The sequence below is a fragment of the Halomonas sp. KM007 genome (assembly GCF_050709225.1).
Classification (GTDB): Bacteria; Pseudomonadota; Gammaproteobacteria; order Pseudomonadales; family Halomonadaceae; genus Vreelandella; species Vreelandella hamiltonii.
In genome coordinates this window covers 1,132,389-1,156,449 of record NZ_CP136131.1, presented here as the reverse complement: position 1 = coordinate 1,156,449, position 24,061 = coordinate 1,132,389, and the positions used below count along the sequence as shown (strand labels likewise).

Sequence of the window (24,061 nt, the reverse complement as noted above, 5' to 3'; positions counted from 1 at the left end):
GGTACTCGCCGCTGACACTCACAGGCAACATGAAGGGGCAGGCCCTGTATGGGGACGCCCTTCATGGACAAGGAGATGGCAATGATTGACCTGTATTACTGGACAACGCCCAACGGCCACAAAGTCTCCATCATGCTTGAAGAAGCCAAGCTCGCTTATCGCGTAAAGCCCATCAATATCGGGCGTGGCGAGCAGTTCGACCCCGAGTTCCTGGCCATTGCGCCCAATAATCGCATTCCTGCCATCGTCGACCATGCCCCGCGCGACGGGGGGCAGCCCATGGCGCTGTTCGAGTCAGGGGCGATTCTGGAGTACCTGGCAGACAAGAGTGGCCAGTTCCTGCCAGCAGAAGGGCGCGAGCGTTATGTGGTACTGCAGTGGCTGCACTGGCAGATGGGTGGGCTAGGCCCCATGGCCGGGCAAAATCATCACTTCTGCCACTATGCGCCCCACAAGATCGACTACGCCATCGAGCGCTACGTGCGTGAAACCAATCGGCTTTATAGCGTGCTGGACCAGCGTCTTTCCCAGCAGCACTATGTGGGCGGCGACCGTTACTCGATTGCCGACATGGCCATCTACCCATGGATCGTGCCCTGGGAAAAACAGCGCCAGACCCTGGAGGAGTTTCCCGACCTGGAGCGCTGGTTCGAAGAGCTTTCTCAGCGTCCCGCCATTCGCAAAGCCTATGCATTGGTCGAGGATGTGAACCCCCAGGCAGGTGCGCCCATGGATGACCTGGCGCGTAAGCACTTGTTCGGAAACCGCTAATAATGATTGACCGCGAGTGAGTCATCGATAATGGCGATGCAGCGTGCATGAAGGTGAAAAAAATCATGTTGCGCTGCACAAAAAGCGCTGCTAGCTTTGATATTAGCAATGGCAACCGCCTATCAAGATGCGCCGTCGAGCGCATCGTACCGCTAGCTCACTCAAGGAGATTTAGTGATGAACAAGACAGCAGAAAAAACCAGCCAGCAGTTCGAATCCGTGTTTGTTTCCCCCATGCGCTCTTACACACTGGCAGCGCTGGACTACTACGAGCAGCTGGTCGGCGCTCAAATGGATGCTGCACGCGCCTATTCCGATATGACCATCGCCCAGGCGCGCACCTGGCTCGACGTCAAGGACGCCGATAGCTTCAAGAAAGCCATGGAAAGCCAGCAGAAAGCGGCCAGCGACATGATGGAGCGCATGAAAGGTGACTCCGAAAAAGTGACCTCTATCAGCCAGGGCTTCCTGCAGGAAAGTCAGAAAATGGCGGAAGAGACCACCAAGAAAGCAGCCGATACTGCCAAATCGTAACGGTTGCTCCATGAAAATGCCGCGCCCTGAAGCGCGGCATTTTTTTATCCAGAGAACGGGCGTTAGGTGGCGTCGCCTGCACGCGCTCTCAGCCGAAACCGTGCAATCCTGATGATTTGCTCGATGGCCGTTTTTCTTTCTTGTGCCGGATCGTTGTTCAACCGCTTTTCAAAGGCCTCCAGAATGGCATAGCGGTCCAGGCCCTTGACGGCAATCACGAAGGGAAAGCCAAACTTTTCCTGATAGGCGGCGTTCAACTGCTCGAAGCGGGCAAACTCTTCCGGTGAACACTGATCGAGCCCAGCTCCGGCCTGTTCGCTGGTAGAGTCGTGGGTCATCTCCCCGGCCAACGCGGCTTTGCCGGCCAGGTCAGGGTGTGCCTGAATGACGGCCGTCTGCTGCTCGGGGGATGCCTGTTGAAGCATCTTGCCCATCAGTTCGGCCAGCGCATCCGGGGCGTCGTGAGCCTCTTCCAGGCCGTGTTGCCAGGCAGCCTTGGCCACCCACGGAGAGTGTTCATAGACATCGCCATAGTGTGCCACGAAGGTTTCCAGGCTGCTTTGGCTCGGGGCAGGGGACAGTCGCAAAGGCGTTTCAGTCGGCACAAGGGTTCTCCAAGCGTGCGAAAAGGGAATTGCTGTATACAATAAATAGCATCAACGGTACTCTTTGACCAATAGGTCAAACCTGCCAACAACACCAATAACCCTGCCAATATGAGGAGTGACGATGGGACGCTTGACTACCCACGTGCTGGATACCGCCAAAGGGCAGCCCGGTCAGGGCATCATCATCGAGGTCTTTCGGTTGACCGGTGGCCAGCGCGAGCCGTTAGCGACCACCGTCACCAACAGCGACGGCCGCTGTGATGCGCCGCTGTTGGAAGGCGAGGCGCTGACCGCTGGTGAATATGAGCTAGTGTTCCATGCGGGAGACTATCTACGCCAGCAGGGGGTCGAGGCTGCCGAGCCCCGCTTCCTGGACGTCATCCCGCTGCGCTTTGGCGTGGCCGATGCCAGCCAGCATTACCACGTACCGCTGCTGCTCTCGCCGTATGGCTACTCGACCTATCGCGGTAGCTGAGGGGGCTTCACATGCAAGCGTATACTATCGAATTTGCCAACCTGCTGCTGCGCTGGCTCCACGTGATCGCCGCCATTGCCTGGATCGGAGAGTCGATCTATTTCGTCATGCTGGATAACAGCCTGCGCACGCCCAAGGCTCAGGAAGATCGTGACAAGGGTGTGTTTGGTGAGATGTGGGCGGTGCATGGCGGTGGTTTCTATCATAACCAGAAATACGCCACGGCCCCTGCCAAACTCCCCAACGACCTGCACTGGTCGTTCTGGAAAGCCTACACCACATGGCTCTCTGGCTTTGCGCTGTTCGTCATTCTTTATATGGTCAATCCGGGTTTCTACCTGGTCAACCCCAACAGCAACTGGGCCTGGGCGGCCAACCTCACCGGATGGCAAGCCAACCTGCTGGCATTGAGCTTCCTGCTGGGCGGCTGGGTGGTCTATAACGAGCTCTGCAAGCGTATCAGCCCGGATATGCAACGTGACGGCCTGCTGAGCATTGCCGTGGCGGTGATGATGGTGGTCGTGGCGTATTTGAGCACCCAGATGTTCACCGGGCGGGCAGCCTTTCTGCTCACCGGGGCCGTCATGGCCACGGCCATGTCGGCCAACGTCTTCTTCTGGATCATTCCCGGCCAGCGCCGCATGGTCAAGGCCATGAAAGCCGGAGAGGCCCCCAACCCGCTAGATGGCAAGCGCGGCAAGCAGCGCTCGGTGCACAACACCTACTTCACGCTGCCGGTGGTACTGCTGATGGTGAGTAATCACTACTCTTTTCTTTACTCCCATGAGCAGGCCTGGATCGTCATGGCCCTGTTCATCTTTGCTGGCGCGTTGATTCGTCAGTTCTTCGTGCTGATGCATGCGGGCAAGGTTCAGCCTGCCTATCCTGCGATAGGCGTAGGGCTCATTCTGCTGGCGTTCTGGGTAGCAGCCCCCAGCCCGCGCGCCACCTTGGAAAGTACCAGCGCGGCCCCCGACCAGGCCCAGATCACCGCTCTGGTGGAGCAGCACTGCACCCTGTGTCATGCGCGTAACCCTGAGCACGCCGGGTTCTCCGCGCCGCCTGCGGGCTACGCCTTCGATAACTGGGAAGAGATACTGGGCCACAAGGCGCAGATTCAGCGGGTCGTCGCCACTCGCTACATGCCGCTGGGCAATATCACCAACATGAGTGACGAAGAGCGCGATATCATAGCGGCCTGGGAGGAGTAAAACGGTTCGCAGAGAGGAGACCCCATGAGCGAAGCGCAGACGGCGTTGAAACGGCGGCCCACGGAAAAAGAGGGTGACGAGCGCCACGAAGCCATTTACCGAGCAGTGAGCGATGCCATCGTGGAGCAACGCCTCAAGCCGGGTGCTCGGCTGCGCGAAGATGCCCTGGCAGAGGTGTTTGGCATCAGCCGCACGGGGATCCGTAAAATCCTGCAGCGGCTGGCGCTGGAGCAACTGGTGACCCTGACCCCGCGCCGTGGGGCCAGCGTGACGCGCCCTACTGCCGATGAAGCCAAGGACGTGTTCGATGCACGCCAGCTCATTGAGTGCGGCTTGATGCCGGACGTGGCAAGGCGCATGGATGCGAAGGCGGCTGTCGAGCTGCGAGACATGGCCAAGCAGGAGCGACAGGCCCTGCGCAGCGGCCAGCAAAGCGTGGCCATCCGTCTCTCGGCCGATTTCCACGTGCGCCTGGCGCAGCTCTCCGGCAATGCCACCCTGGCGGAATTCGTCGAGCGCCTCTGCTCGCGCTCTTCACTGATCCTCGCCGTATATGGTCATCGCGGCCACCTGGGCTGCGAGTCCCACGACCATGACGATCTGATCGGCTACCTGGAAGCAGGCAATGGCGAACGCGCCAAGGCCTTCATGAGCCGTCACCTCAAGGCTATCGAAGCGTCGCTGTCCATGGTCGAAGAGGAAGAAAATGTGCCGGACTTGCAGCAGATTTTTGGCGCATAGAGACGATAGTGCACAGCTCGATTGCCGCCAGCAGAAAAAACGCCACCGGAGACGATCCGGTGGCGTTGCTGAGACAGGCGCTCCTGCCGCGCAGGCGGACCGGCTTAATGGGCCCGCTGCTCAGCCAGCGTCGGCGCTGCCTTGAACTGCTTCATTAGCCCGTAGTAGAACACTCCCCCCAGGCCTGCACCAATCAACCACCCGAAGCCGTCGAGGCCGCTCAGGGCGGGCACGATGACCAGAAACATCACGATGACACCGGCCAGAATAATGGCGGCCATCACTGCCCAGCCGTTCAATCCATAGGTAAGGAATAGCGATGCCGCTAGGGTGTAGCCAAACAGGCTCTGGATATCGTTGGACCAGACGTTAAAAATTTCAAACGACCCCCAGGTGCGGTGCTGTGGTTTTAGCGGGGCCAGGTCGTCGTTATAAAGGGTGGGGTCGATCTGCTCGATGTTCAGGTCGCTTGAGGTGGGTTGCTCATTCATGGCAAGACTCGTGATCGGGTAATGGTCGCCCGCCACACAAGGTGGCAGGCAAGGGCAGGGCGGATTACTGAGTGAAGCGCTGGCAAGCGGGCCAGTGCTTCATCAGCAGGTAGTAGGTCAGCCCGGCGGGGATCAGGCTGGCGTACCAGGAGACCGATGAGAAAGCGAGGGCGGCTGCGATGCCGACGACCGTGGCGATCAGTGCGGCCTGGTTGATGCCCTGATAAGGGCCGTTTTCATCGTAGAGTTTGCCGATGTCCAGCGTGCGGCGACGGATGACGTAGTAGTCCACGACCAGGATGGCGAAGATGGGGCCGAGGAAGGCCGAGTAGGTTTGCACGAACAGCTGCAGGCCTGCGGCCGACTCCGGCTGCACCAGCTTCCAGGGGAAAGTCGCAAAGGCCAGCAGCCCGACGATCACGGTGGCCACCGGAAATTTGAGCTTGAAGACGTCCATCAGCACGTAGGTGGGCGGCACCACGTTGTTCAGCACGTTGGTGGTCACCTGGGCAAAGGCGATGAAGAGCAGGGTGATCATCAACAGCGGGGTGTTATCCACGGCGTTGGCGAATACCTGAATGGGGTCAGCGGTGCCGGTGGCCTGGGACACCATGTAGCCGATCAAACCCATGAACAGCGTGCAGGGCAGAATCGACATGGCGTAAATGGTGGTCAATAGCCCTTGTCCGGTGCCTTTTTTATGTTCACGTGAGTAATCGCTTACATTCAGCATCATGGTGCTGTAAATGCCCAGAAACAGCATGGTGGCGCTCCAGAAGGGCATGCCCCAGGAGCCTTCCATGGTCAGCAGGCTGGCCGACAGCTCATCGCCATAGCGCTGCACGGTGGCGTAGAACATGTACATCAGCGAGCAGAGAATAAAAGCGCTGCCGATATTCTCCAGCCACTTGATGCCCTGAAAGCCGAGCACCGAGAGGCCGATCTGCAAAAACTGAAAGGTGATGAAGTAGAAGATCAGGTTGTCGAAGCCGAACAGCGTCGCCGACACCATGTTGAGGGCACCGGCCCCAATCCAGCTCTGGAAGCCATACCACACGATGGCAGGCACGGCGCGCACCAGCCCGGGGATACGCGTTCCGGTGAACCCAAAGGCACTGCGCGCCTGCACCATGAACGGAATGCCGTACTTGTAACCGGCGGCGCCATTGATGGCCAGCGCCACGCCGATTACAAAGCAGCCGATGGCGATGGCCAGCGTGGCTTGCAGCAAGTTGAGCGTGCCCACCACGCTGGAGCCCATGGCGAAGGTGCCAATCGACACGCAGCCACCAAACCAGGCAAGAAAGTAGGAGGTGCGCCCCATGATACGGGGGCTTTGCGGCGCCAGGCTTTCTGCGCCGACGGCTTTGCTGGCGGCTGACGGCGCCGCGTTGGGGGCTTCTTCTGAGGTAAGAGCAGAGGTAGAAGTGCTCATGTTACCGTCCTCGCAAGATTATCGATGTTATTGGTAACCCGGGCAGTAGGCTGCCCGGGAGACGCTTGCGGCGTGGCGTGCTGATGCTGATATTCGTCGTGTTGTTATGATTTTTTTGTAGGCGTGCTTTCTTTTACGGCCGGTTGCTGGTGTCAGCTCTTCACTGGCGCGTGGGTGGCAGCGTCAGGTCGGAAAAACCTGAAAACTTGCCGGTAAAGGTTTTGCGGCGCGGGTAATCTAGGTCGCCATATTTACTGGTCTGCAAGCCCAGCCCGACGAGCGACTCGGCCAGTTTCAGCGCGGCGCTCACCCCTTCCACCACGGGCAGGCCGACCTCGTGGCTAATGGCCTGGGTCAGGTTGGCCATGCCCCCGCAGCCCAGCACGATGGCGCCAATGCCATCTTCGTCGCGGGCATGGCAGCACTCCTGCACGATACGGCTGAACGCCGCGTCCGGATGATCTTCCAGATCCAGTACGGGGATCTCGGCGGCGCGGATGCGGCGGCAGTGGTGGCGAAAGCCGTACTGCTCCAGCAGGTGCTCGGCGATGATGCCGGTGCGTCCCAGCGTCGTCACAATGGAGAAGCGAGTGCTGATCAGCGTGGCTATATGAAAGGCGGCTTCGGCAATGCCGATCACCGGAGCGCGAGTCAGCTCGCGGGCGGCCAGCAGGCCAGGGTCGCCAAAGCAGGCCACCACGTACGCATCGATACCGCCTTCGCGTTCGCCTTTCAGAACTTCTTCGGCAACGCCTACTGCGCTCACCGCTTCATCGAAGTGGCTTTCGATGGAGACCGGGCCAGCCTCGGGTTGCGTCGCGCTGATGAGGGTCCCCGGTGCTGCCAGCTTGTCGGCGGCTTGACGAATGGTTTCCGTCATGGCCGCCGTGGTATTGGGGTTGATCAGACGTATATGCACGTTCGGATACTCTTGTGTGAACAATATTTTCTATCTTGTATACAAAAATAGGGCGGTTTTTAGCCAAGTGCAAGGGGCTGATGCACTTGATGCTCTCGATATGGGTTGACCAATCGTTCAGGTTTCAATAGCTTGGCTCAGCAGGGGCCGTCAAAGCGTCGAGAACTCAAATGATTAGCCCTGCGCTGCATTGCAGGCGCCGGTTAAAATGACTATTTTGTATACAAACTAAAATGCGCTGCCTCGCTAAAGGAGCCCGACCATGTCTTCCCATTACCCGCGTGACCTGATTGGCTACGGCCCAACGCCCCCTCATGCCCAGTGGCCCAACGGCGCCAAAATAGCCGTGCAGTTCGTACTCAACTACGAAGAGGGCGCGGAGAATTGCGTGCTTCACGGGGATGCGGGGTCCGAGCAGTTCCTTTCCGAGATCATCGGGGCAGCCAGCTATCCGGACCGCCACCTGAGCATGGAGTCCATCTACGAGTACGGCTCGCGAGCTGGCGTGTGGCGCATTCTGCGCGAATTTGAGCGTCGTGGGCTGCCGCTCACCGTGTTTGGGGTGGCCATGGCGCTGGAGCGCCACCCGGAGGTGGCGCAGGCATTCAAGGAGCTGGGCCATGAAGTGGCCTGTCACGGCTACCGCTGGATTCACTATCAGGAAACGCCCGAGCACGTAGAGCGCGAGCACCTGCAAAAAGCCATGGAGATTTTCCAGCGTCTGTATGGTGAGAAGCCACAAGGCTGGTACACCGGCCGCGATAGCCCCAATACGCGGCGCCTGATATTGGATGAAGGCGGGTTTCTCTACGACAGCGATTACTACGGCGACGACCTGCCCTTCTGGACCCGCGTGAGCGACAGCCAGGGCGCCGAGCACCAGCATCTGGTGGTGCCCTACACCCTGGATACCAATGACATGCGTTTTGCGGCGCCGCAGGGGTTCAATACCGCCGACCACTTCTTTACCTACCTGCGCGACGCCTTTGATGTACTGTATGCCGAAGGGGAGGAGGCGCCGAAAATGCTCTCGATTGGCATGCACTGCCGGTTGCTGGGCCGCCCGGGCCGTTTCCGTGCGCTTCAGCGCTTTCTGGATCATCTCGAAGCGCATGATCGAGTATGGGTCGCCCGTCGGGTCGATATCGCTCGTCACTGGGCCGAACACCACCCCGCACCGACTCAGTAACCCAAGGATGCGATAGGACACCATGACGCCCCACATAGGACAACGGATTGCCGCCCAATTCGATGCGCTGACGGCCCAGGAGCAGCGGGTCGCCACGTTCATTCTCGACCATTTCGATGACCTGGCGGTCTACAGCGCCGCCGATCTGGCGCGACTGACGGGGGTATCCAAGTCCACGGTGAGCCGTCTGTTCAAGCGGCTGGGGTTCGAGAGCTTTCGCACGGTCAAGACCCACGCGCGGCAGCTGCGCAATTTGGGGGTGCCGCTGGTCATCGATGACGATGCCATGCAGGAGGAGGGCGGTGCACCGTTTCAGCGCCACCTGCAGCGTGAACAGGAGAATCTGCAGCGCTGCCTGGCCAGCCTGCCCCCCGCCACGTTTGCCGACTGCGTCGATGCGCTGGCGGCTGCCCAGCAGATCGTGGTCATGGGGTTCCGCAACAGCTATCCGCTGGCGTTACATCTGCGCCAGCAGTTGATTCAGGCGCGTGGGCGAGTACGCCTGGCGCCTCAGCCCAACCAGTCGCTGGCGGAAGAGATCGTCGATTTGACCGAGCAGGACACCATCGTGCTGTTCGGCTTTCGTCGTCGGCCCACGGCCTTTGCGGCACTGGTGACGGCCCTGGAGCGTTCGCCCGCCAGGGTGCTGCTGATCGCCGACCCCACCGCCGCCACTTTTGCACCGCAAGTGTCGTGGTTCATGGAAGTGCCTCTGGAGAGCTTGTCGGCCTTCGACAGCTACGCCACAGCCAATAGCCTGATTTGCCTGCTGGCCAATGCGGTGCTGCATCACAACCTGAGTGATGGCCGAGAGCGCATCAGTGACATCAGCGACCAGTACGAGGCGCTGAGTGAGCTGGCAGCGCCAGTGATGAGCGTGGATTGGGACGCTCACCAATAATGGTGCGTGCTGGTTCTTGATGCACCAAACACGAACGTTGAGGCCTGAAAAGCTCTCAACCTGCTGTTATCCATGTGCTTTGTGCCTGAGTGGCCCTGTAATTGCTCTGCTGAGGATGTGAAACAAAAGTTTCGGACTGTACTTGCTTGCAACGAAGCTTTCATCACGGCGCTATTCATACGCGACTGTCGCACTCGCTGGCTTGGCCAATCGCATAACTGCAGGAGAGCATCATGGGCACGACCCCTCAGGGCTTTACAGCTTCAACCTGTTCCCCCACAAAACGGTGGGGGAAAACGTGTGCCTGGCCCCCGTCGTGGTGCGCGGGGAAAAGCGCGACGAGGTCGAAAAAATCGCCCGTGAAGTGCTGAGCAAGGTCGGCCTGGCCGACAAGTACGATGCCTACCCGGCACAGCTGTCCGGTGGCCAGCAACAGCGGGTGGCCATTGCTCGGGCGCTGGCCATGCGGCCCAAGGTGCTGCTCTGCGACGAAGTGACCTCGGCCCTGGACCCAGAGCTGGTGGGGGAGGTGCTGCGCGTGCTGGAGGCGCTGGCGGCGGAAGGCATGACGTTGATACTGGTCACCCATGAAATGGGCTTCGCCAGAGACGTGGCAGATCGCGTGGTATTCATGCACCAGGGGCGCATCCATGAAGAGGGCGAGCCGGGCGAACTGTTCAGCCACCCCCAGACCGCCGAGCTTAAGCAGTTTATCTCGGCGGTGCTGTAGGAATCGAGGCCTCGGCGTTAGCGGCCTCAGGGGCAGATTGGGAGCCCGGTATTGCCTGCCCTAAGGGGTTGAGCCGTGCTATTTTTATGAAACCAAGGTTTCTATATTTATCGTATTTGGGAGCTTTGTTTCATGCGTGGCTCGGTATAAGCTTCCGGTCAGTGCCATATTCTCGTATACAAAAACGTCAGGGAGGCCCCCATGCCAGCCAATTACTATGCGCCCACCGGCGGACACCCGCCGCAAACTCAGTTGACCGCCGACCGTGCCGTTTTCACGGAAGCCTATGCGCTGATCCCCAAAGGGGTGATGCGCGATATCGTGACCAGCAACCTGCCTTTCTGGGAAGGCACGCGGCTGTGGGTATTGGCGCGTCCGCTGTCCGGGTTTGCAGAGACGTTCTCTCAATACATCATGGAAGTGCAGCCCGAGGGCGGCAGCGACAAGCCTGAGCTTGACCCTCAGGCAGAAGGGGTGCTGTTCATCGTGGAAGGAGAGCTGACGCTGACATTGGCTGGCGAGCGTCATCTCATGGGCCCTGGCGGCTACGCCTTCATTCCCCCCGGCAGCTACTGGCAGGTTCGCAACGAGTCCCGCGAGCCGGTGCGCTTCCATTGGGTGCGCAAGGCCTATGAGTTCGTCGAGGGGCTGGACGTACCGCCGGCCTTCGTCACCAACGAGCAGGAGATCGCACCGATCGAGATGCCGGGCACGGAAGGGCGCTGGGCAACGACGCGCTTTGTCGAACCTGGCGATGTGCGCCACGACATGCACGTCAACATCGTGACGTTCCAGCCCGGTGGCGTGATTCCGTTCGACGAAACCCACGTGATGGAGCACGGGCTCTACGTGCTGGAAGGCAAGGCGGTCTATCACCTCAACCAGCAGTGGGTAGAAGTGGAAGCGGGGGACTTCATGTGGCTACGGGCGTTCTGCCCTCAAGCCTGTTATGCGGGTGGGCCTGGCCCGTTCCGTTACCTGCTGTACAAGGATGTGAATCGTCACGCGGCGCTGCGCCTTGGCGCTCGCTGACGCTGGCGCTGGCGCACAAGCACACTGACCACCAGGAGCCATCATGCTGACACTCGAAGCAAAACCCCTGACACAAGCAGCATTTGAACCATTTGGCGAGGTGCTCGATGCGCGTACCTCGCCATCGTTTCCGATCAACGCAGGGCGTACCCAGCGGCATCACGATCTGGCGCGAGTCGAGACGCTGGGCGACAACCCGCGCACCCTGGTGAGCATCTTTGTCAGCCAGCCGGTGTCGCTGCCGTTGACGCTGACGTTTCTGGAACGCCACCCGCTGGGCAGCCAGGCCTTCATGCCGCTGCACGAAGAGCGTTTCATCGTGGTGGTCGCCCCGCCCGGCGACACCATCGCGCCCCAGGACGTTCGGGCCTTCGTGACGGATGGCCGCCAGGGGGTGAACTACCGAGCAGGCACCTGGCACGCCATTCAGTCGGTGCTGGAGCGTGAAGGCGAGTTTCTCGTGGTGGACCGCGGTGGAGATGGCAACAACTGTGACGAGTACCCGCTGTCCTTGTGCGTGCACGTGGCGCCGTAATCGCCGACATTGGCCGTTGCAACAAGTACATGCGAGTGTCATCTTGCTTGGGGTATGCTGATACGCGAACATTTCCTCTTTTACTGGTCAGGACATTTATGAGCACAAACACCCATATCCCCCTTCGTCGTACCAAGATCGTCGCTACCCTTGGCCCTGCCAGTGACCGCGAGGGCGTACTGGAGGCCATGCTGAAGGCAGGGGTGGATGTGGTGCGCTTGAACTTTTCGCACGGCACGGCCGACGACCATCGACGTCGCCTGGCCCGAGTGCGTGAGATTGCTGCCCAACTGGGCCGCAGCGTAGCGGCGCTGGGCGATCTGCAAGGCCCCAAGATCCGCGTTGCCCGTTTCAAGGAGGGCGCCGTGTATCTGGAAGAGGGCCAGGACTTCGTGCTCGACATGGCCATGGACAGCGATGCCGGTACTCAGCAGGGCGTCGGTTGCGACTACAAGACCCTGGCCGATGACGTCACGGCCGGCGACCGCCTGCTGCTGGACGATGGCCGCGTGGTGCTGGACGTGACCCGTGTCGAAGGCAAGCAGGTACATACCCAGGTGGTCGTGGGGGGCAAACTCTCCAACCACAAGGGGATCAACAAGCAGGGGGGAGGCCTCTCCGCGCCGGCCTTGACCGAAAAAGACAAGGCCGACCTGAAAACGGCGGTGGAGATCGGCGTCGATTACCTGGCGATTTCGTTCCCGCGCTCGGCAGAAGACATGCGTGAAGCGCGTCGGCTGCTGGGCGAGGAAGGCAAGGAGATTGGCCTGGTGGCCAAGGTCGAGCGTGCCGAGGCCGTGGCCGACGAGGCGACGCTGGATGGCATCATCGAAGCCTCTGAAGCGGTCATGGTGGCGCGTGGTGACCTGGGCGTGGAAATTGGCGATGCCAAGCTGGTCGGCGTGCAGAAGCGCATGATCAAGCGCGCCCGTTCGCTCAACCGGGCCGTGATCACGGCGACCCAAATGATGGAAAGCATGATTTCTGCGCCGCTGCCCACCCGAGCAGAAGTGTTCGACGTGGCCAACGCCGTGCTGGATGGCAGCGATGCCGTGATGCTGTCGGCAGAAACGGCGGCGGGCGACTACCCGCTGGAAACCGTCGAGGCCATGGCGCGCGTGTGCCTGGGAGCCGAGCGGGAGCGGGTGGCGCAAGAGTCCGGGCACCGTATTCATGAAGGCTTTACCCGTCCGGATGAAACCATTGCGCTGTCGGCCATGTACGCCGCCAACCACATGACAGGGGTAGCGGCGATTGCCTGCATGACGGCGTCTGGCTATACGCCGCTCATCGCATCGCGGATTCGCTCCGGTCTGCCCATCGTGGGCCTGGCACACAACCCCATCGCCCAGCGTCGCATGGCGCTTTATCGCGGCGTGGTATCGCTGCCTTTCGATACCTCCGAGATGAGCGCCACCGAGCTGAATGACCAAGCGTTGACCCTGCTGGTCAAGCAAGGGGTCGCCAAGCTGGGTGACCACGTCATCCTCACCCGCGGCGACCACATGAATGCTCACGGTGGCACCAACACCATGAAGGTGATGGTGATTAACGAGCAGCATGTGGAAAGTGCTCAGGCCTAAGCGCATGCGTTGGCTGCTGTGCCTTGGTTGCCTGCTGCTGGGTGCGCCTGCCATGGCAGGCGCACCCATCGTAGCGGCGGCCTCCAGTCTGCACTTCTTTTTGGAAGAGGCTTCTGAACGGTTTACCCAGCAAACCGGGCATCGGCTACGCCTCAACCTGGGCTCTTCCGGTAACTTCCGCCGTCAGATCGCCCAGGGGGCGCCCTTCGAGCTGTTTCTTTCCGCCGATGAGGGCTTCGTGCAAGCGCTCTACCGGGAAGGGCACGTCGTGGATGAAGGCGTGATCTATGCACGTGGGCGGCTGGCCTGGGTACAGCCTGCCGGCCGCTATCCTCCGCCCGATGAACAGGCGCCCTTGGCCGGCGTGGAAGACGCCGTGGCCGCGTTGCAGAATGGCCAGCGCCTGCGGATTGCCATTGCCAGCCCCGAGCACGCACCGTATGGCGTGGCCGCCCAGCAAGTGCTGGAAAGGGCAGGGCTCTGGGAGGGTAGTCGCCCGCTGCGCATACAGGGGGAAAACGTTTCCCAGGCGATGCAGTTTGCGCTGTCCGACGACGCAAGGGGCGGGCTGGTGGCCTATTCGCTGGTGCTGGCGCCTGGGCTGGCGGCCCGTAGCGAAAGCGTGCTGATCCCCGAAGCGTGGCACACGCCGCTGACTCAGCGCATGGTGCTGACCCCTCACGCCGGAGAAGCCGCCCAGGCCTTCTATGCCTGGCTGCAACAGCCCGAGGCCCAGGCCCTCTTTCGCGCCTACGGCTTCAGTACCGAGTGATGGACTGGACGGCGCTGGGGGTCTCGCTGCGGCTGGCGGCGTTGACGAGCCTGCTGCTGGTGCCACTGGGCATCTGGTGCGGGCGGTGGCTGGCCACGGCCCGGTTTCGTGGCAAGGGCGTCTGCGAAGCGCTGATTGCTCTGCCTCTGGTGCTGCCGCCCACGGTGCTGGGCTTCTATCTGCTGCAGCAGTTTGGACGCGATGCGCCGCTGGGCAGCGCCTGGGCGGCGCTCACCGGCAGCGGCCTCAACTTTACCTTCACCGGGATTCTGCTGGCCTCTTTGATTGCCAACCTGCCGTTTGCCATTCAGCCCATTCAGCGGGCCTTCGAGCATGTGCCCGTGCATTTGCGCGAAGCGGCCTGGTGTAGCGGGCTCAGCCCCTGGCAGACCCTGTGGCGTATCGAACTGCCGCTGGTGTGGCCAGGCATCCTGTCGGCGACCGCGTTGACCTTTGCCCATACGCTGGGGGAGTTTGGCGTGATTCTGCTGGTGGGCGGCGCCATCGATGGCGAAACCCGAACGCTCTCCATTGCCATTTATGACCGAGTACAGGCCTTCGACGAGCAGGGCGCGGCCACCATGTCGGCGCTGCTGCTGGCCATCTCGCTGGCGACGTTGGGGCTGGTCTATGGGTTGGCGGGCAGGCGCAGGTGGGCACGTGGCTGATTTGACGGTGTCCGTGCATCAGGCGGGGCCCATCCCCTTGAACGCCAGCTTCCGCTGCGCGCCGGGGGAGTTGCTGGCGCTGGTGGGACCATCGGGCAGCGGCAAGACCACGCTGTTGCGCGCCATTGCCGGGCTCTACCATCCTGCCCAGGGCCACATCAGCTGCGCCGGTGAGCGGTGGCTTTCGGCCGGGCAGGGGGCGCGCCAGGTACTTACACCCCAGCAGCGCAAGGTGGGCATGGTCTTTCAGGACTATGCGCTGTTCCCGCACCTGACTGCGCAGCAGAACGTCCAGGTCGCCATGGGTCACCTCCCCCCAGTGGCAAGACCCGCACGCGCCGCGCAATGGCTGGCCCAGGTGCGCCTGGAAGGGCTGGAGAACCGCTACCCCAGCCAGCTTTCGGGAGGGCAGCGTCAGCGGGTTGCCCTGGCGCGGGCACTGGCACGAGAGCCCCGCGTGCTGCTGCTGGACGAACCCTTCTCTGCGGTCGATCAGGTCACTCGGCGCCGCTTGCAGCAGGAGCTTGCGCTGTTGCGTCAGCAAATTGCCATCCCCATCGTGCTGGTCACCCACGACCTCGAAGAAGCGACGGCCTTGGCCGACCAGATCTGTGTGCTGCACAACGGCACCAGCTTGCAGCAGGGCGGCCCGGAGCGGCTGTTTCGCCAGCCTGACACGCCCCTGGTGGCGCGTTTGCTCGACCGCCACAATGTCTTTCAGGGGCAGATGGTCAACACGGCCAGCGGGCCACGGCTGCAGTGGGGGGAGTGGTGGCTGGAAGTCGCTCGCGGCCTCGAACACTGCTCGGCGGGGGAGACCGTGACCTGGTATCTGCCGCCGTCGGATATCATCTTGCACCGACGCGGGCGGCCCTCCCAGGGGGAGCGCGAAAACCCGGTGACGGCCACAGTGAGTGAAATGGTGGTGCTGGGCAGCATGACCTCGGTTTCGCTGCGCGTTTCGCATGGGGATATGCTACGTTTCGATATCGCTACCCACGCGGCCAAACGCAACCAGCTGGCGTTGGGGGAGCCTGTGACCGTCTCGCTGCTGGCCGAGGGAATTCACCTCATGACCTCGCCGCAGGCCACTGTATAGGAAGAAGGAATCTGTCATGACCCTGTCCCGCCGCCAACTGCTGAAAACCACCCTGGGGGTCTCCCTGGCGAGCTGCCTGCCACTGTCGCTCGTGACCGCCATGGCCGCCGAGTCGGCCATGGTCGATACCCTGCCGCTGGCGATTCACAGCGAGGGCGGGCCGCATCGTCTGGAAGTGGAAGTGGCCGAAACGGTTGCCCAGCGTCAGCGTGGGCTGATGGGACGTGAGCACTTGCCAACCTCACGCGGCATGCTGTTCCGCTTCGAGAGCGAACAGCCTGCAGGCAATGCGTTCTGGATGTATCGCACGCTGATCCCGCTGGATATCGCTTACATCGATGACGACGGCCGCATCGTGGCGATCAATACCATGCAGCCCTGTGAGTCCAGCACCCCGCGTGAGTGCCCCTCCTATCCTGCAGGCGTGGCCTACCATGCCGCCCTGGAAGTAAACGCTGGCTACTTTGCCGAGCGTGGCATCCAGGTAGGCGACTGCGTTTCCGTGCCTGCGCTGGCCGGCTTCTGCCGCCCGGAGTAACCCCGCATACCCGCCAGCAGTGAGTGAAGACGCTGCGGCGAAAGTCGATGGCCAAAAGCAGCGGCCAGCGCTTCCCTTCACTCGGTGAGCGCCTACAATGGGGTGTCGCTGGCGGGGCTTTCCCGTATGGCGCGGAGCGCCCGCCAGATCACGGCGTTCTTCACGACTCATAAAAATGAAAAAAGGATCGATAACAATGACGCTGACACGCTCCATGGCTCGTTTGACCGCTGGCTTGGCCGGTGCTGCACTCCTTTCCGCTGCTTTTTCTGCACAGGCGCGTGAACTCTCTGTCTCCACCGTGCTGTCCGATGCCTTCCCTTGGGGGCAGGCCGCCGAAAAATGGGCAGAGCTGGTGGAAGAGCGCAGTGGCGGTGAACTGACGCTGCGGGTATACCCCAACTCCCAGCTGGTCTCCGGTGACCAGACCCGCGAGTTTTCCGCCATGCGCTCCGGGCTGATCGATGCGGCCGTCGGTTCGACCATCAACTGGTCGCCGCAAGTGCCGGAGCTCAATCTGTTCTCCTTGCCGTTCCTGATTCCTGACGAAGCCGCCGTGGACGCCGTGACTGGCGGTGAAGCGGGTGACATGGTCTTCGAGGCCATCGAGTCGCGTGGCGTCATGCCGTTGGCCTGGGGGGAAAACGGCTTTCGTCAGGTGTCCAACTCCCGTGGCCCCATCAGCCAGCCGGATGATCTCGACGGCCTGAAAATTCGCGTGGTGGGCTCGCCCCTGTTCCAGGACACGTTCTCGGCACTGGGCGCAGACCCGACCCAAATGAGCTGGACCGACGCTCAGCCTGCGTTGACCACCGGCGCGGTCGATGGCCAGGAAAATCCGCTGTCGGTGTTCGACGTGGCGCGCATCGACCAGGTGGGCCAGGCGCATTTGACGCTGTGGAACTACATGAACGACCCGCTGATTTTTGCGGTGAACCAGCAAGTGTGGCGTACGCTCAGTGAAGAGCAGCAGACGATGCTGCGTGAAACCGCGCAGGAAGCCGGAGCGTGGGAGATCGCCATGACCCGCGAGCAGGAGCATGAGCGGCTGGCCGCCATCCAGGAACGCGGGGTCACCGTGACCGAGCTGACCGACGAGCAGTACCAGGCGTTCGTGGAGGCGACCCAGTCCGTCCATGAAAAGTGGGTGCCCCGCATCGGCGAAGCCTTGGTAGAGGCTGCGCAAGCGGCAATCGACGCACGCTGATATTTCGCTAGCCGCTGCCGCCGCTCCCGAGCGGCGGCTATTTGTGTGAGGTTGCCATGAAAGGCCTTCCTGATGCCCGGCCCGAACGCTGGCTGGGCGCCCTGGCGTTGATCATCATCTCGCTGATCAGCCTGGGGAACGTCATCACGCGTTACATTACCGGCGGTTCTTTCTCGTTTACCGAAGAGTTCTCGGTGTTTCTGCTGGTGGTGCTGACCTTTGCGGGCGCCTCCGCCGCCTTGCGCCACGACCGGCATATTCGCCTGGGCTTTCTGGAGCGCGTCTTGCCTCCAAAGTGGCGGGGTGTCCTGATCCTGTTCCAGGCGCTGTGTGGCTTGACGGTGCTTGCGTTGATTACCTGGTACGCTGGCAAGCTGGCCTGGCAGGAACGAGAGTGGCAATCGCTTTCTCCCGGGTTGGGGTTGCCTCAATGGTGGTACTTGGCCTGGTTGCCAGTACTGACGCTGGCCATGAGCTGGCGATTGGTGCAACAGACCCGGGCGCGCTTGAAAGGGGAGTTTCCTCATGACGCCTGATATCTGGATGATTCTGGCGTTCGCGGGCCTGTTGATCGCCGGTGTGCCGGTGGCCTTCTCACTGGCGCTGGCCGGTTCTGTGGGCATTGTCGCGGGGCTCTCGCCCGACATGCTGGCGACCCTGGGCACCAACACCTATAACAGCATCGCCAAGTACCCGCTGATCGCCATTCCGCTGTTCATATTGACCGGGCTCATTTTTGAGCGGGCAGGGGTCGCGCTGCGTCTGGTGCGCTTTGCTCAGGCCTTGATTGGCCCGCGCCATGGCGGCCTGGCGCTGGTGGCCGTGCTGGTATGCATGATCATGGGCGGCATGAGCGGCTCGGGCCCGGCCGATGCTGCCGCCGTGGCCATGGTCATGCTGCCCAGCATGACCAAAGCGGGCTACCCGAAGCCGTTTTCTGCCACGCTGATTGCGGCCTCTGCGTCGACCGCGATTCTGATCCCGCCCTCGGTAGCGCTGATTCTTTACTCCATCGTCGTGCCGGGAGTGGACCTGCGGGCACTCTTTGCCGCTGGCCTTTTTCCAGGCGTGCTGGCCGGGTTGGCACTGCTGGTCCCCGCCATGCTGGTCGCCAAGCGCTACGGCTGGGAGGGCACCCCGGTGGAGGGAGCCGAGCAACTGACCGTGCGCGGCACCTTTCGTGACGCCTTGCCTGCCCTGTTTGCGCCGATCTTGATACTTGGTGGCCTGCGTTCAGGCTTGTTCACGCCTACCGAGGCCGCCGTCGTGGCCGTGGCCTACGGGGCGCTGGTGGGGCTGCTGCTGACCCGTGAGCTGACGCTGCGTGATTTATGGGAGCTGCTGGGCGAAGCCGCGATCATTTCGGGGGTGGTCATGCTGATCATTGCCCTGGCCGGTATCTTCGCCTGGGCAGGCACCATGCTGGGCACGTTCCGGCACATGGCCGAGTGGATCATCGGTTTGACGGATAACGGCGTCCTGCTGCTGATACTGGTGATGCTGGCCGTCCTGGTGGCGGGCATGCTGCTGGATGCGATCTCCATTTATCTGATCATGATGCCGATTCTGATTCCGGTAATGCAGCATTTCGAGTGGAACCCGGTATGGTTCGGCATTCTGCTGGCCATGAATATCGCCATTGGTCAGTTCACTCCGCCTGTGGCGGTCAACCTCATGGTGACCACCGAAGTCGCCAAGATTCGTCTGGAGCATACGATAGGCTGGGCCATGCTGTTCGTGCTGGCCATGGGCTGTGCGCTGGCACTGGTGGCCATTTTCCCGAGTATTGCCCTGTGGCTACCCCAGGTGCTGGGCTACAACGTTTGATGCATGGGTAATCGGGTCAGCCGGGTTGGGATACCCTATGCAAAAATGGTATGGCTGAGGGAGGCATGTTTAACGGTGACTAAACGTTACATATGCACAAACCCCGCTAAACTTATTCCTCAGTGGCGTCTCGTGGCAACGCGTAGCAGCCCAGCCTTCGAGGGAGGCACTCGCTGCAGGGTTGCCCTCGACATCCAGGGGGTGACTACTTGCGCGGCATGCTCAGCGGGTGCGTAGGGGCGGAAAAAACGTCTCCTGTAGCCGCAGCGGCAAGCATGAAATAGCGGCGAGCTTCGCCAAGTGGTTTTTTTTTCGCTAAAGTAGTCACCGTCGGCAGTAATTGCCGAGGTCGATAACAGACTGTCTTGACAACGTTTTGCAACCGTAGCACCTGAAGGGAACCGTTCTGCAGGTGGTTGCAAGGCGCATAACGCTCACAACATCAAGATAAAGAGGTGTATTCATGAAACGCCATGTATTTTCTACTGCGGCCTTCTCGGGCGCGTTCATTGCTGCGGCTTCCTTCGCTTCTCCGGCGGTAGCTCAGGATCGCTACATCACCATCGGTACCGGTGGCCAAACGGGCGTTTACTACGTCGTCGGTCAGTCGGTGTGCCGTATGGTCAACCGTGGCAGCGATGAGCACAACATTCGTTGTAACGCACCGTCCACCGGCGGCTCCGTTGCCAACGTCAACGGCATGAAGAGCGGCGAGCTGGACATGGGCGTTGTCCAGTCGGACGTTCAGTACCGTGCTTACAACGGTGAAGCCAACTTCGAAGAAGAAGGCGCGTGGGAAGACATGCGTGCGCTCTTCACCATGCATGGCGAGCCGCTGACCGTGGTTGCCCGTGCCGACTCCGGCATTCAAAGCATCACCGACTTCCCCGGCAAGCGCGTCAACATCGGTAACCCCGGTTCAGGCCAGCGCAATACCATGGACGTGGTGATGGATGCGTTTGGCTGGGACGAGAGCACCTTCGCTCTGGCCTCGCAGCTGGACGCTGCCGAGCAGGCGGCTGCACTGTCTGACAACAACATCGATGCCATGGTGTACGTGGTAGGCCACCCGAACGGCTCTATCCAAGAAGCGACCACCACCATTGATGCGCGTCTGGTCTCTGTGACTGGCGAAGAGATCGACGGTCTGATCGAAGAGTACCCCTACTACACGCGTTCTGTGATTCCGGGTGGCCTTTACCGTGGTAACGACGAAGATGTCGAAACTTTCGGTGTGGCGGCAACCTTCGTTTCTTCCACCGCTGTTGATGAAGACATTGTTTACGAAACGGTGAAAGCAGTATTCGAGAACTTCGATCGCTTCAAGCGCCTGCACCCGGCATTCGAAAACCTGAACGAAGAAGACATGATCTCCGACGGTCTGACGGCGCCGCTGCACGATGGCGCAGCACGTTACTACCGTGAGCGTGGCTGGATCGAATAAGTCTTGAAAAGCGATGCTGCTGGCTAAGGTGAGCAGCCTCGCGATGAGTGATAAAGCGCGGGCACCTTGGGTGTCCGCGCTTCTTGTTGAAAGTACTGATTCACAGTGCTGACCATTAGGCAGGGCAAGCGTATGCGTGATGACAAACAACCTTCGGCAGCCGCGGAAAGCGACCTGGAGGATATGGTCGCTTCCAGCGATACAGGGGCAAGGAAGCCCCTGGGCGTGCCGGGTAAGCTGCTGGTAAGTATTGCAGCTGCCTGGTCGCTATTTCAGCTATGGATTGCATCGCCACTTCCTTTCATGCTCGGGTTCGGCGTTTTCAACTCTACGGAAGCGCGCTCCATTCACCTGGCATTTGCGCTGTTTCTGGCCTTCATGGCCTATCCTGCGTTCAAGCGCTCGCCGCGTGATCGCGTGCCGCTGCTGGATTGGGGATTGGCTGCGGTTGCCGCCTTCTGCGGCGCCTATCTGTTTCTGTTCTTTGGCGATTTGGCTCAGCGTCCGGGCAGGCCCATCACCCAGGACGTGGTGGTCGGCGTCGTCGGCATTGTGCTGCTGCTGGAAGCCGCCCGCCGTGCGTTAGGGCCACCGCTGATGATCGTGGCCGGGGTGTTTATCGCCTACTCCCTGTTTGGGCCTTATATGCCGGGTATTCTGGCGCATCGCGGAGTCAGCCTGAACGGTTTGATCAACCACCAGTGGCTGGGCACGCAAGGGGTGTTCGGCATTGCAGTCGGCGTCTCTACCAGCTTCGTTTTTCTGTTCGTACTGTTTGGCGCCTTGCTGGATAAGGCAGGGGCCGGTAACTATTTCATCAAAGTGGCCTTCTCGATGCTGGGGCACTTCAAGGGCGGTCCGGCCAAGGCAGCGGTGGTGGCCTCGGGCATGACGGGACTGATTTCGGGCTCTTCGATTGCCAATACGGTCACCACCGGTACCTTTACCATCCCCATGATGAAACGCGTTGGCTTCAGCTCGGAGAAAGCGGGCGCGGTGGAAGTCGCTTCTTCGGTGAATGGCCAGATCATGCCGCCGGTCATGGGGGCTGCCGCCTTCCTGATGGTGGAGTATGTCGGCATTCCCTATGTGGAAGTCATCAAGCATGCGTTCCTGCCGGCCATCATTTCCTACATTGCGTTGATCTATATCGTCCACCTCGAGGCACTGAAGGCGAACATGACCGGTCTGCCGTCCAGCAACCCGGCACGCCCGTTGATCAACAAGGTGCTGGGCTTCCTGACCGGTCTGATTCTGATCATGGCTCTCTCGTTTGCGGTCTATTATGGCCTGGGGTGGCTGAAACCGCTGTTGGGTGATGCGACTCCCTGGGTCGTCGCGGTGCTGCTGGCAGTGGCCTACGTGGGCCTGCTGAAAATCGGGGCGGGCTACCCTGAGCTGGAGATGGACGACCCCAACTCCAAGGTCGTCACGCTGCCTCAGACGCGTCCCACGGTCATGGTCGGGCTGCACTACATCCTGCCGGTCGTGGTGCTGGTCTGGTGCTTGATGGTCGAACGGCTCTCGCCGGGGCTGTCTGCCTTCTGGGCAACCGTGTTCATGATCTTCATCATGGTTACCCAGCGGCCAATCACCGCTCTGTTCCGTGGCCGTAGCAAAATGGCCGCCGACATCAAGGAGGGTTTCCTTGACCTCTGGGATGGTCTGGTAGCCGGTGCTCGCAACATGATTGGGATCGGTATCGCCACGGCCACCGCCGGGATCGTGGTGGGTGCGGTATCCCAGACTGGCGTAGGCCTGGTGCTGGCCGACGTGGTCGAAGTGCTGTCGGGCGGCAATCTGATGATGATTCTGCTGCTGACGGCGCTGCTGAGCCTGATTCTGGGTATGGGGCTGCCGACCACTGCCAACTACATCGTGGTGTCGGCGCTGATGGCCCCCGTCATCGTCCTGTTGGGCCAGCAGAACGGCTTGATCGTGCCGCTGATTGCCGTGCACCTGTTCGTGTTCTACTTCGGTATCATGGCCGACGTGACGCCCCCGGTGGGCCTGGCGTCGTTTGCGGCGGCTGCGGTGTCGGGGGGCGATCCTCTGCGGACGGGCTTCCAGGCGTTCTATTACAGCCTGCGCACGGCGGCCCTGCCGTTCCTGTTCATCTTCAATACCGACCTGCTGCTGATCGACGTTTCGTTCCTGCAGGGGATCGTGGTGTTCATCATCGCGACCATTGCCATGTTGATCTTCGCGGCGGGAACCCAAGGCTACATGCTGGTTCGCAGCCGCTGGTACGAGTCGCTGCTGCTGCTACTGGTTGCCTTTACCCTGTTCCGCCCCGGTTATTGGATGGACCGCATCCATGATCCGTACGAGTCGGTGCCGCCAGCACAGTTTGCAGAAGCACTTGGGCAAGTCGAAGATGGCAGTAACCTGCGCGTGCAAATCGCGGGAGAAGACAACTTCGGCGACCCCATGACCACGTATATTCTGGTGCCTGTACCGCGTGGCGATTCCGCTGAAGAACGCATGGAGCGTCTGGGCATGGAGCTGTGGGTAGACGGTGATCAGGCCACGGTCGACTTCGTGCAGTTCGGCGGCCTGGCGCAGGATCTGGGCTTCGATTTCGATCAGGAAATCATCGAAGTGCTGGCGCCCGTCGACCGCTGGGCAAAAGAGTGGATGTGGATTCCCGGGTTCGTCCTCTTTGCCTTTGTCGTCATGCTGCAGCGCCGTCGTCGCGAGAAAGAGCGTGCGGCCATGGCCAACACCTGAGGAGACCACGATCATGTATCAGAAGATCCTGCTGCCGGTGGACCTGAACGAAGAAGCGTCATGGAAGAAGGCGCTGCCCACGGCAGTGACATTGTGCCAGACCTTTGGAGCATCGCTACATATCGTGACGGTACTGCCAGAGTTCAAGATGCCCATGGTGGGGGCCTACTTTCCGAAAAATTTCTCGGAAAAAGCCCACTCTGCCATCAAGGAGGCGCAGCATACGTTCATCAAGGAGCAGGTGCCTGAAGGGATCAAGACCCAAAGCGTGATCGTTGATGGCTCGCCCTGGGAGGCCATCATCAAGGTCGGCAAGAAAATCGATGCCGACCTGATCGTGATGGCCTCGCATACCAAGCGCAAGTTCGTCGATTATGTGCTGGGCCCCAACGCCGAGCACGTCGTGCATCATGCCAAAGTGTCGGTCATGATCGTGCGCTAACTGCTCGCTTCGAAAGTACCCAAGCAACGCGCCAGGCATCTAGCCTGGCGCGTTTTTTTGCATATTACCCAGCGCTAATGCATCGAATTATTCGTTGGTAATGGACCCTCTTGAGGATTTTTTGTACGTGACTCCATGAAAGCGCTTTGCCTGGAAACAACTCAACTACATTAAAAGAG

At 60.9% G+C, this 24,061-nt stretch carries 23 protein-coding genes and 2 pseudogenes; 21 read left to right on the top strand and 4 right to left on the bottom strand.

Annotated features, from left to right (window positions below; all coding sequences use genetic code 11):
* Nucleotides 1-81 precede the first annotated feature (81 nt).
* Together RVM27_RS05345 and RVM27_RS05340 are read left to right on the top strand one after the other, a co-directional pair.
* Nucleotides 82-771, top strand: a complete 690-nt coding sequence (locus tag RVM27_RS05345) for a glutathione binding-like protein (RefSeq protein ID WP_039175401.1) — start codon at nt 82-84, stop codon at nt 769-771.
* A gap of 177 nt (nt 772-948) precedes the next feature.
* Nucleotides 949-1,305 (top strand): phasin family protein, encoded by a 357-nt coding sequence (locus RVM27_RS05340; RefSeq protein WP_016916200.1) that lies wholly within the window; start codon nt 949-951, stop codon nt 1,303-1,305.
* A gap of 62 nt (nt 1,306-1,367) precedes the next feature.
* Here RVM27_RS05340 and uraD read toward each other — a convergent pair whose 3' ends face one another.
* Nucleotides 1,368-1,910, bottom strand: a complete 543-nt coding sequence (gene uraD / locus RVM27_RS05335; protein ID WP_287808657.1) for a 2-oxo-4-hydroxy-4-carboxy-5-ureidoimidazoline decarboxylase — start codon at nt 1,908-1,910, stop codon at nt 1,368-1,370.
* 124 nt (nt 1,911-2,034) lie between these two features.
* Here uraD and uraH point away from each other — a divergent pair, with 124 nt between their 5' ends.
* From uraH to RVM27_RS05320, 3 genes are read left to right on the top strand one after another with little or no spacing between them, the layout of a single operon-like run.
* On the top strand, nt 2,035-2,388 hold the full coding sequence (uraH, locus tag RVM27_RS05330; RefSeq protein ID WP_081136265.1) for a hydroxyisourate hydrolase: 354 nt from the start codon (nt 2,035-2,037) through the stop codon (nt 2,386-2,388).
* A gap of 11 nt (nt 2,389-2,399) precedes the next feature.
* Nucleotides 2,400-3,599 carry a urate hydroxylase PuuD gene (locus tag RVM27_RS05325; RefSeq protein WP_287808658.1) on the top strand — a complete coding sequence of 400 codons (1,200 nt, stop codon included), beginning with the start codon at nt 2,400-2,402 and terminating at the stop codon, nt 3,597-3,599.
* 24 nt (nt 3,600-3,623) lie between these two features.
* Nucleotides 3,624-4,340 carry a GntR family transcriptional regulator gene (locus tag RVM27_RS05320; RefSeq protein ID WP_498957534.1) on the top strand — a complete coding sequence of 239 codons (717 nt, stop codon included), beginning with the start codon at nt 3,624-3,626 and terminating at the stop codon, nt 4,338-4,340.
* A 143-nt stretch (nt 4,341-4,483) separates the two neighbouring features.
* On the opposite strand, the pseudogene RVM27_RS05315 reads toward RVM27_RS05320, so the two are convergent.
* From RVM27_RS05315 to RVM27_RS05305, 3 genes and pseudogenes are all read right to left on the bottom strand, one after another.
* Nucleotides 4,484-4,831, bottom strand: a pseudogene (locus RVM27_RS05315) (cytosine permease); the annotation flags it as partial.
* Between the two features lie 64 nt (nt 4,832-4,895).
* Entirely contained in the window at nt 4,896-6,266 is a 1,371-nt protein-coding gene (locus RVM27_RS05310) for an NCS1 family transporter (protein ID WP_498957533.1), read from the bottom strand.
* Between the two features lie 160 nt (nt 6,267-6,426).
* Nucleotides 6,427-7,185, bottom strand: a complete 759-nt coding sequence (locus RVM27_RS05305) for an aspartate/glutamate racemase family protein (protein WP_498957532.1) — start codon at nt 7,183-7,185, stop codon at nt 6,427-6,429.
* 262 nt (nt 7,186-7,447) lie between these two features.
* On the opposite strand from RVM27_RS05305, the gene puuE reads away from it, so the two are divergent.
* The 16 genes and pseudogenes from puuE (at nt 7,448) to RVM27_RS05225 (ending at nt 23,882) form a co-directional block, all read left to right on the top strand.
* Nucleotides 7,448-8,374 (top strand): polysaccharide deacetylase family protein, encoded by a 927-nt coding sequence (gene puuE / locus RVM27_RS05300; protein ID WP_498957531.1) that lies wholly within the window; start codon nt 7,448-7,450, stop codon nt 8,372-8,374.
* 22 nt (nt 8,375-8,396) lie between these two features.
* Complete coding sequence (locus RVM27_RS05295; protein WP_016916209.1) at nt 8,397-9,275, top strand: MurR/RpiR family transcriptional regulator; 879 nt, start codon at nt 8,397-8,399, stop codon at nt 9,273-9,275.
* Between the two features lie 259 nt (nt 9,276-9,534).
* Nucleotides 9,535-10,005 (top strand): annotated as a pseudogene (locus RVM27_RS05290) (amino acid ABC transporter ATP-binding protein); the annotation flags it as partial.
* 201 nt (nt 10,006-10,206) lie between these two features.
* The gene (locus RVM27_RS05285) at nt 10,207-11,037 is read left to right on the top strand and encodes a bifunctional allantoicase/(S)-ureidoglycine aminohydrolase (protein WP_498957530.1); all 831 of its coding nucleotides are present in this window, start codon (nt 10,207-10,209) and stop codon (nt 11,035-11,037) included.
* Nucleotides 11,038-11,080: 43 nt separating this feature from the next.
* Nucleotides 11,081-11,572 carry an ureidoglycolate lyase gene (locus RVM27_RS05280; RefSeq protein WP_081136249.1) on the top strand — a complete coding sequence of 164 codons (492 nt, stop codon included), beginning with the start codon at nt 11,081-11,083 and terminating at the stop codon, nt 11,570-11,572.
* Nucleotides 11,573-11,670: 98 nt separating this feature from the next.
* On the top strand, nt 11,671-13,155 hold the full coding sequence (gene pyk / locus RVM27_RS05275) for a pyruvate kinase (RefSeq protein WP_189462543.1): 1,485 nt from the start codon (nt 11,671-11,673) through the stop codon (nt 13,153-13,155).
* A 4-nt stretch (nt 13,156-13,159) separates the two neighbouring features.
* The gene (gene modA, locus RVM27_RS05270; protein WP_287808666.1) at nt 13,160-13,927 is read left to right on the top strand and encodes a molybdate ABC transporter substrate-binding protein; all 768 of its coding nucleotides are present in this window, start codon (nt 13,160-13,162) and stop codon (nt 13,925-13,927) included.
* The gene (gene modB / locus RVM27_RS05265) at nt 13,927-14,595 is read left to right on the top strand and encodes a molybdate ABC transporter permease subunit (protein WP_016916218.1); all 669 of its coding nucleotides are present in this window, start codon (nt 13,927-13,929) and stop codon (nt 14,593-14,595) included. The genes modA and modB overlap by 1 nt, the downstream gene beginning before the upstream one ends.
* Nucleotides 14,588-15,694 (top strand): ABC transporter ATP-binding protein, encoded by a 1,107-nt coding sequence (locus RVM27_RS05260; protein ID WP_287808667.1) that lies wholly within the window; start codon nt 14,588-14,590, stop codon nt 15,692-15,694. The genes modB and RVM27_RS05260 overlap by 8 nt, the downstream gene beginning before the upstream one ends.
* Before the next feature lie 16 nt (nt 15,695-15,710).
* Nucleotides 15,711-16,232: a DUF192 domain-containing protein gene (locus RVM27_RS05255; protein ID WP_287808669.1), complete on the top strand. Its 522-nt coding sequence runs from the start codon at nt 15,711-15,713 to the stop codon at nt 16,230-16,232.
* A 196-nt stretch (nt 16,233-16,428) separates the two neighbouring features.
* Nucleotides 16,429-17,439: a DctP family TRAP transporter solute-binding subunit gene (locus tag RVM27_RS05250; RefSeq protein WP_096921426.1), complete on the top strand. Its 1,011-nt coding sequence runs from the start codon at nt 16,429-16,431 to the stop codon at nt 17,437-17,439.
* 56 nt (nt 17,440-17,495) lie between these two features.
* Entirely contained in the window at nt 17,496-17,975 is a 480-nt protein-coding gene (locus RVM27_RS05245; protein ID WP_287808671.1) for a TRAP transporter small permease, read from the top strand.
* Nucleotides 17,965-19,266 carry a TRAP transporter large permease gene (locus RVM27_RS05240; protein ID WP_039175444.1) on the top strand — a complete coding sequence of 434 codons (1,302 nt, stop codon included), beginning with the start codon at nt 17,965-17,967 and terminating at the stop codon, nt 19,264-19,266. Before RVM27_RS05245 ends, RVM27_RS05240 begins: the two co-directional genes overlap by 11 nt.
* A gap of 463 nt (nt 19,267-19,729) precedes the next feature.
* Nucleotides 19,730-20,710, top strand: coding sequence for a TAXI family TRAP transporter solute-binding subunit (locus tag RVM27_RS05235; protein ID WP_096921424.1), 981 nt, complete (start codon nt 19,730-19,732; stop codon nt 20,708-20,710).
* A gap of 132 nt (nt 20,711-20,842) precedes the next feature.
* Nucleotides 20,843-23,440, top strand: coding sequence for a TRAP transporter permease (locus RVM27_RS05230; RefSeq protein WP_498940302.1), 2,598 nt, complete (start codon nt 20,843-20,845; stop codon nt 23,438-23,440).
* Nucleotides 23,441-23,453: 13 nt separating this feature from the next.
* Nucleotides 23,454-23,882: a universal stress protein gene (locus tag RVM27_RS05225; protein ID WP_039175450.1), complete on the top strand. Its 429-nt coding sequence runs from the start codon at nt 23,454-23,456 to the stop codon at nt 23,880-23,882.
* Nucleotides 23,883-24,061 lie beyond the last annotated feature (179 nt).

Bases quoted from the DNA above. Each gene is read 5' to 3' on its own strand.
- RVM27_RS05345 (WP_039175401.1), top strand. From the start codon at position 82: ATGATTGACCTGTATTACTGGACAACGCCCAACGGCCACAAAGTCTCC.
- RVM27_RS05340 (WP_016916200.1), top strand. From the start codon at position 949: ATGAACAAGACAGCAGAAAAAACCAGCCAGCAGTTCGAATCCGTGTTT.
- uraH (WP_081136265.1), top strand. From the start codon at position 2,035: ATGGGACGCTTGACTACCCACGTGCTGGATACCGCCAAAGGGCAGCCC.
- RVM27_RS05325 (WP_287808658.1), top strand. From the start codon at position 2,400: ATGCAAGCGTATACTATCGAATTTGCCAACCTGCTGCTGCGCTGGCTC.
- RVM27_RS05320 (WP_498957534.1), top strand. From the start codon at position 3,624: ATGAGCGAAGCGCAGACGGCGTTGAAACGGCGGCCCACGGAAAAAGAG.
- RVM27_RS05310 (WP_498957533.1), bottom strand. From the start codon at position 6,266: ATGAGCACTTCTACCTCTGCTCTTACCTCAGAAGAAGCCCCCAACGCG.
- puuE (WP_498957531.1), top strand. From the start codon at position 7,448: ATGTCTTCCCATTACCCGCGTGACCTGATTGGCTACGGCCCAACGCCC.
- RVM27_RS05295 (WP_016916209.1), top strand. From the start codon at position 8,397: ATGACGCCCCACATAGGACAACGGATTGCCGCCCAATTCGATGCGCTG.
- RVM27_RS05285 (WP_498957530.1), top strand. From the start codon at position 10,207: ATGCCAGCCAATTACTATGCGCCCACCGGCGGACACCCGCCGCAAACT.
- RVM27_RS05280 (WP_081136249.1), top strand. From the start codon at position 11,081: ATGCTGACACTCGAAGCAAAACCCCTGACACAAGCAGCATTTGAACCA.
- pyk (WP_189462543.1), top strand. From the start codon at position 11,671: ATGAGCACAAACACCCATATCCCCCTTCGTCGTACCAAGATCGTCGCT.
- modA (WP_287808666.1), top strand. From the start codon at position 13,160: ATGCGTTGGCTGCTGTGCCTTGGTTGCCTGCTGCTGGGTGCGCCTGCC.
- modB (WP_016916218.1), top strand. From the start codon at position 13,927: ATGGACTGGACGGCGCTGGGGGTCTCGCTGCGGCTGGCGGCGTTGACG.
- RVM27_RS05255 (WP_287808669.1), top strand. From the start codon at position 15,711: ATGACCCTGTCCCGCCGCCAACTGCTGAAAACCACCCTGGGGGTCTCC.
- RVM27_RS05250 (WP_096921426.1), top strand. From the start codon at position 16,429: ATGACGCTGACACGCTCCATGGCTCGTTTGACCGCTGGCTTGGCCGGT.
- RVM27_RS05245 (WP_287808671.1), top strand. From the start codon at position 17,496: ATGAAAGGCCTTCCTGATGCCCGGCCCGAACGCTGGCTGGGCGCCCTG.
- RVM27_RS05240 (WP_039175444.1), top strand. From the start codon at position 17,965: ATGACGCCTGATATCTGGATGATTCTGGCGTTCGCGGGCCTGTTGATC.
- RVM27_RS05235 (WP_096921424.1), top strand. From the start codon at position 19,730: ATGAAACGCCATGTATTTTCTACTGCGGCCTTCTCGGGCGCGTTCATT.
- RVM27_RS05230 (WP_498940302.1), top strand. From the start codon at position 20,843: ATGCGTGATGACAAACAACCTTCGGCAGCCGCGGAAAGCGACCTGGAG.
- RVM27_RS05225 (WP_039175450.1), top strand. From the start codon at position 23,454: ATGTATCAGAAGATCCTGCTGCCGGTGGACCTGAACGAAGAAGCGTCA.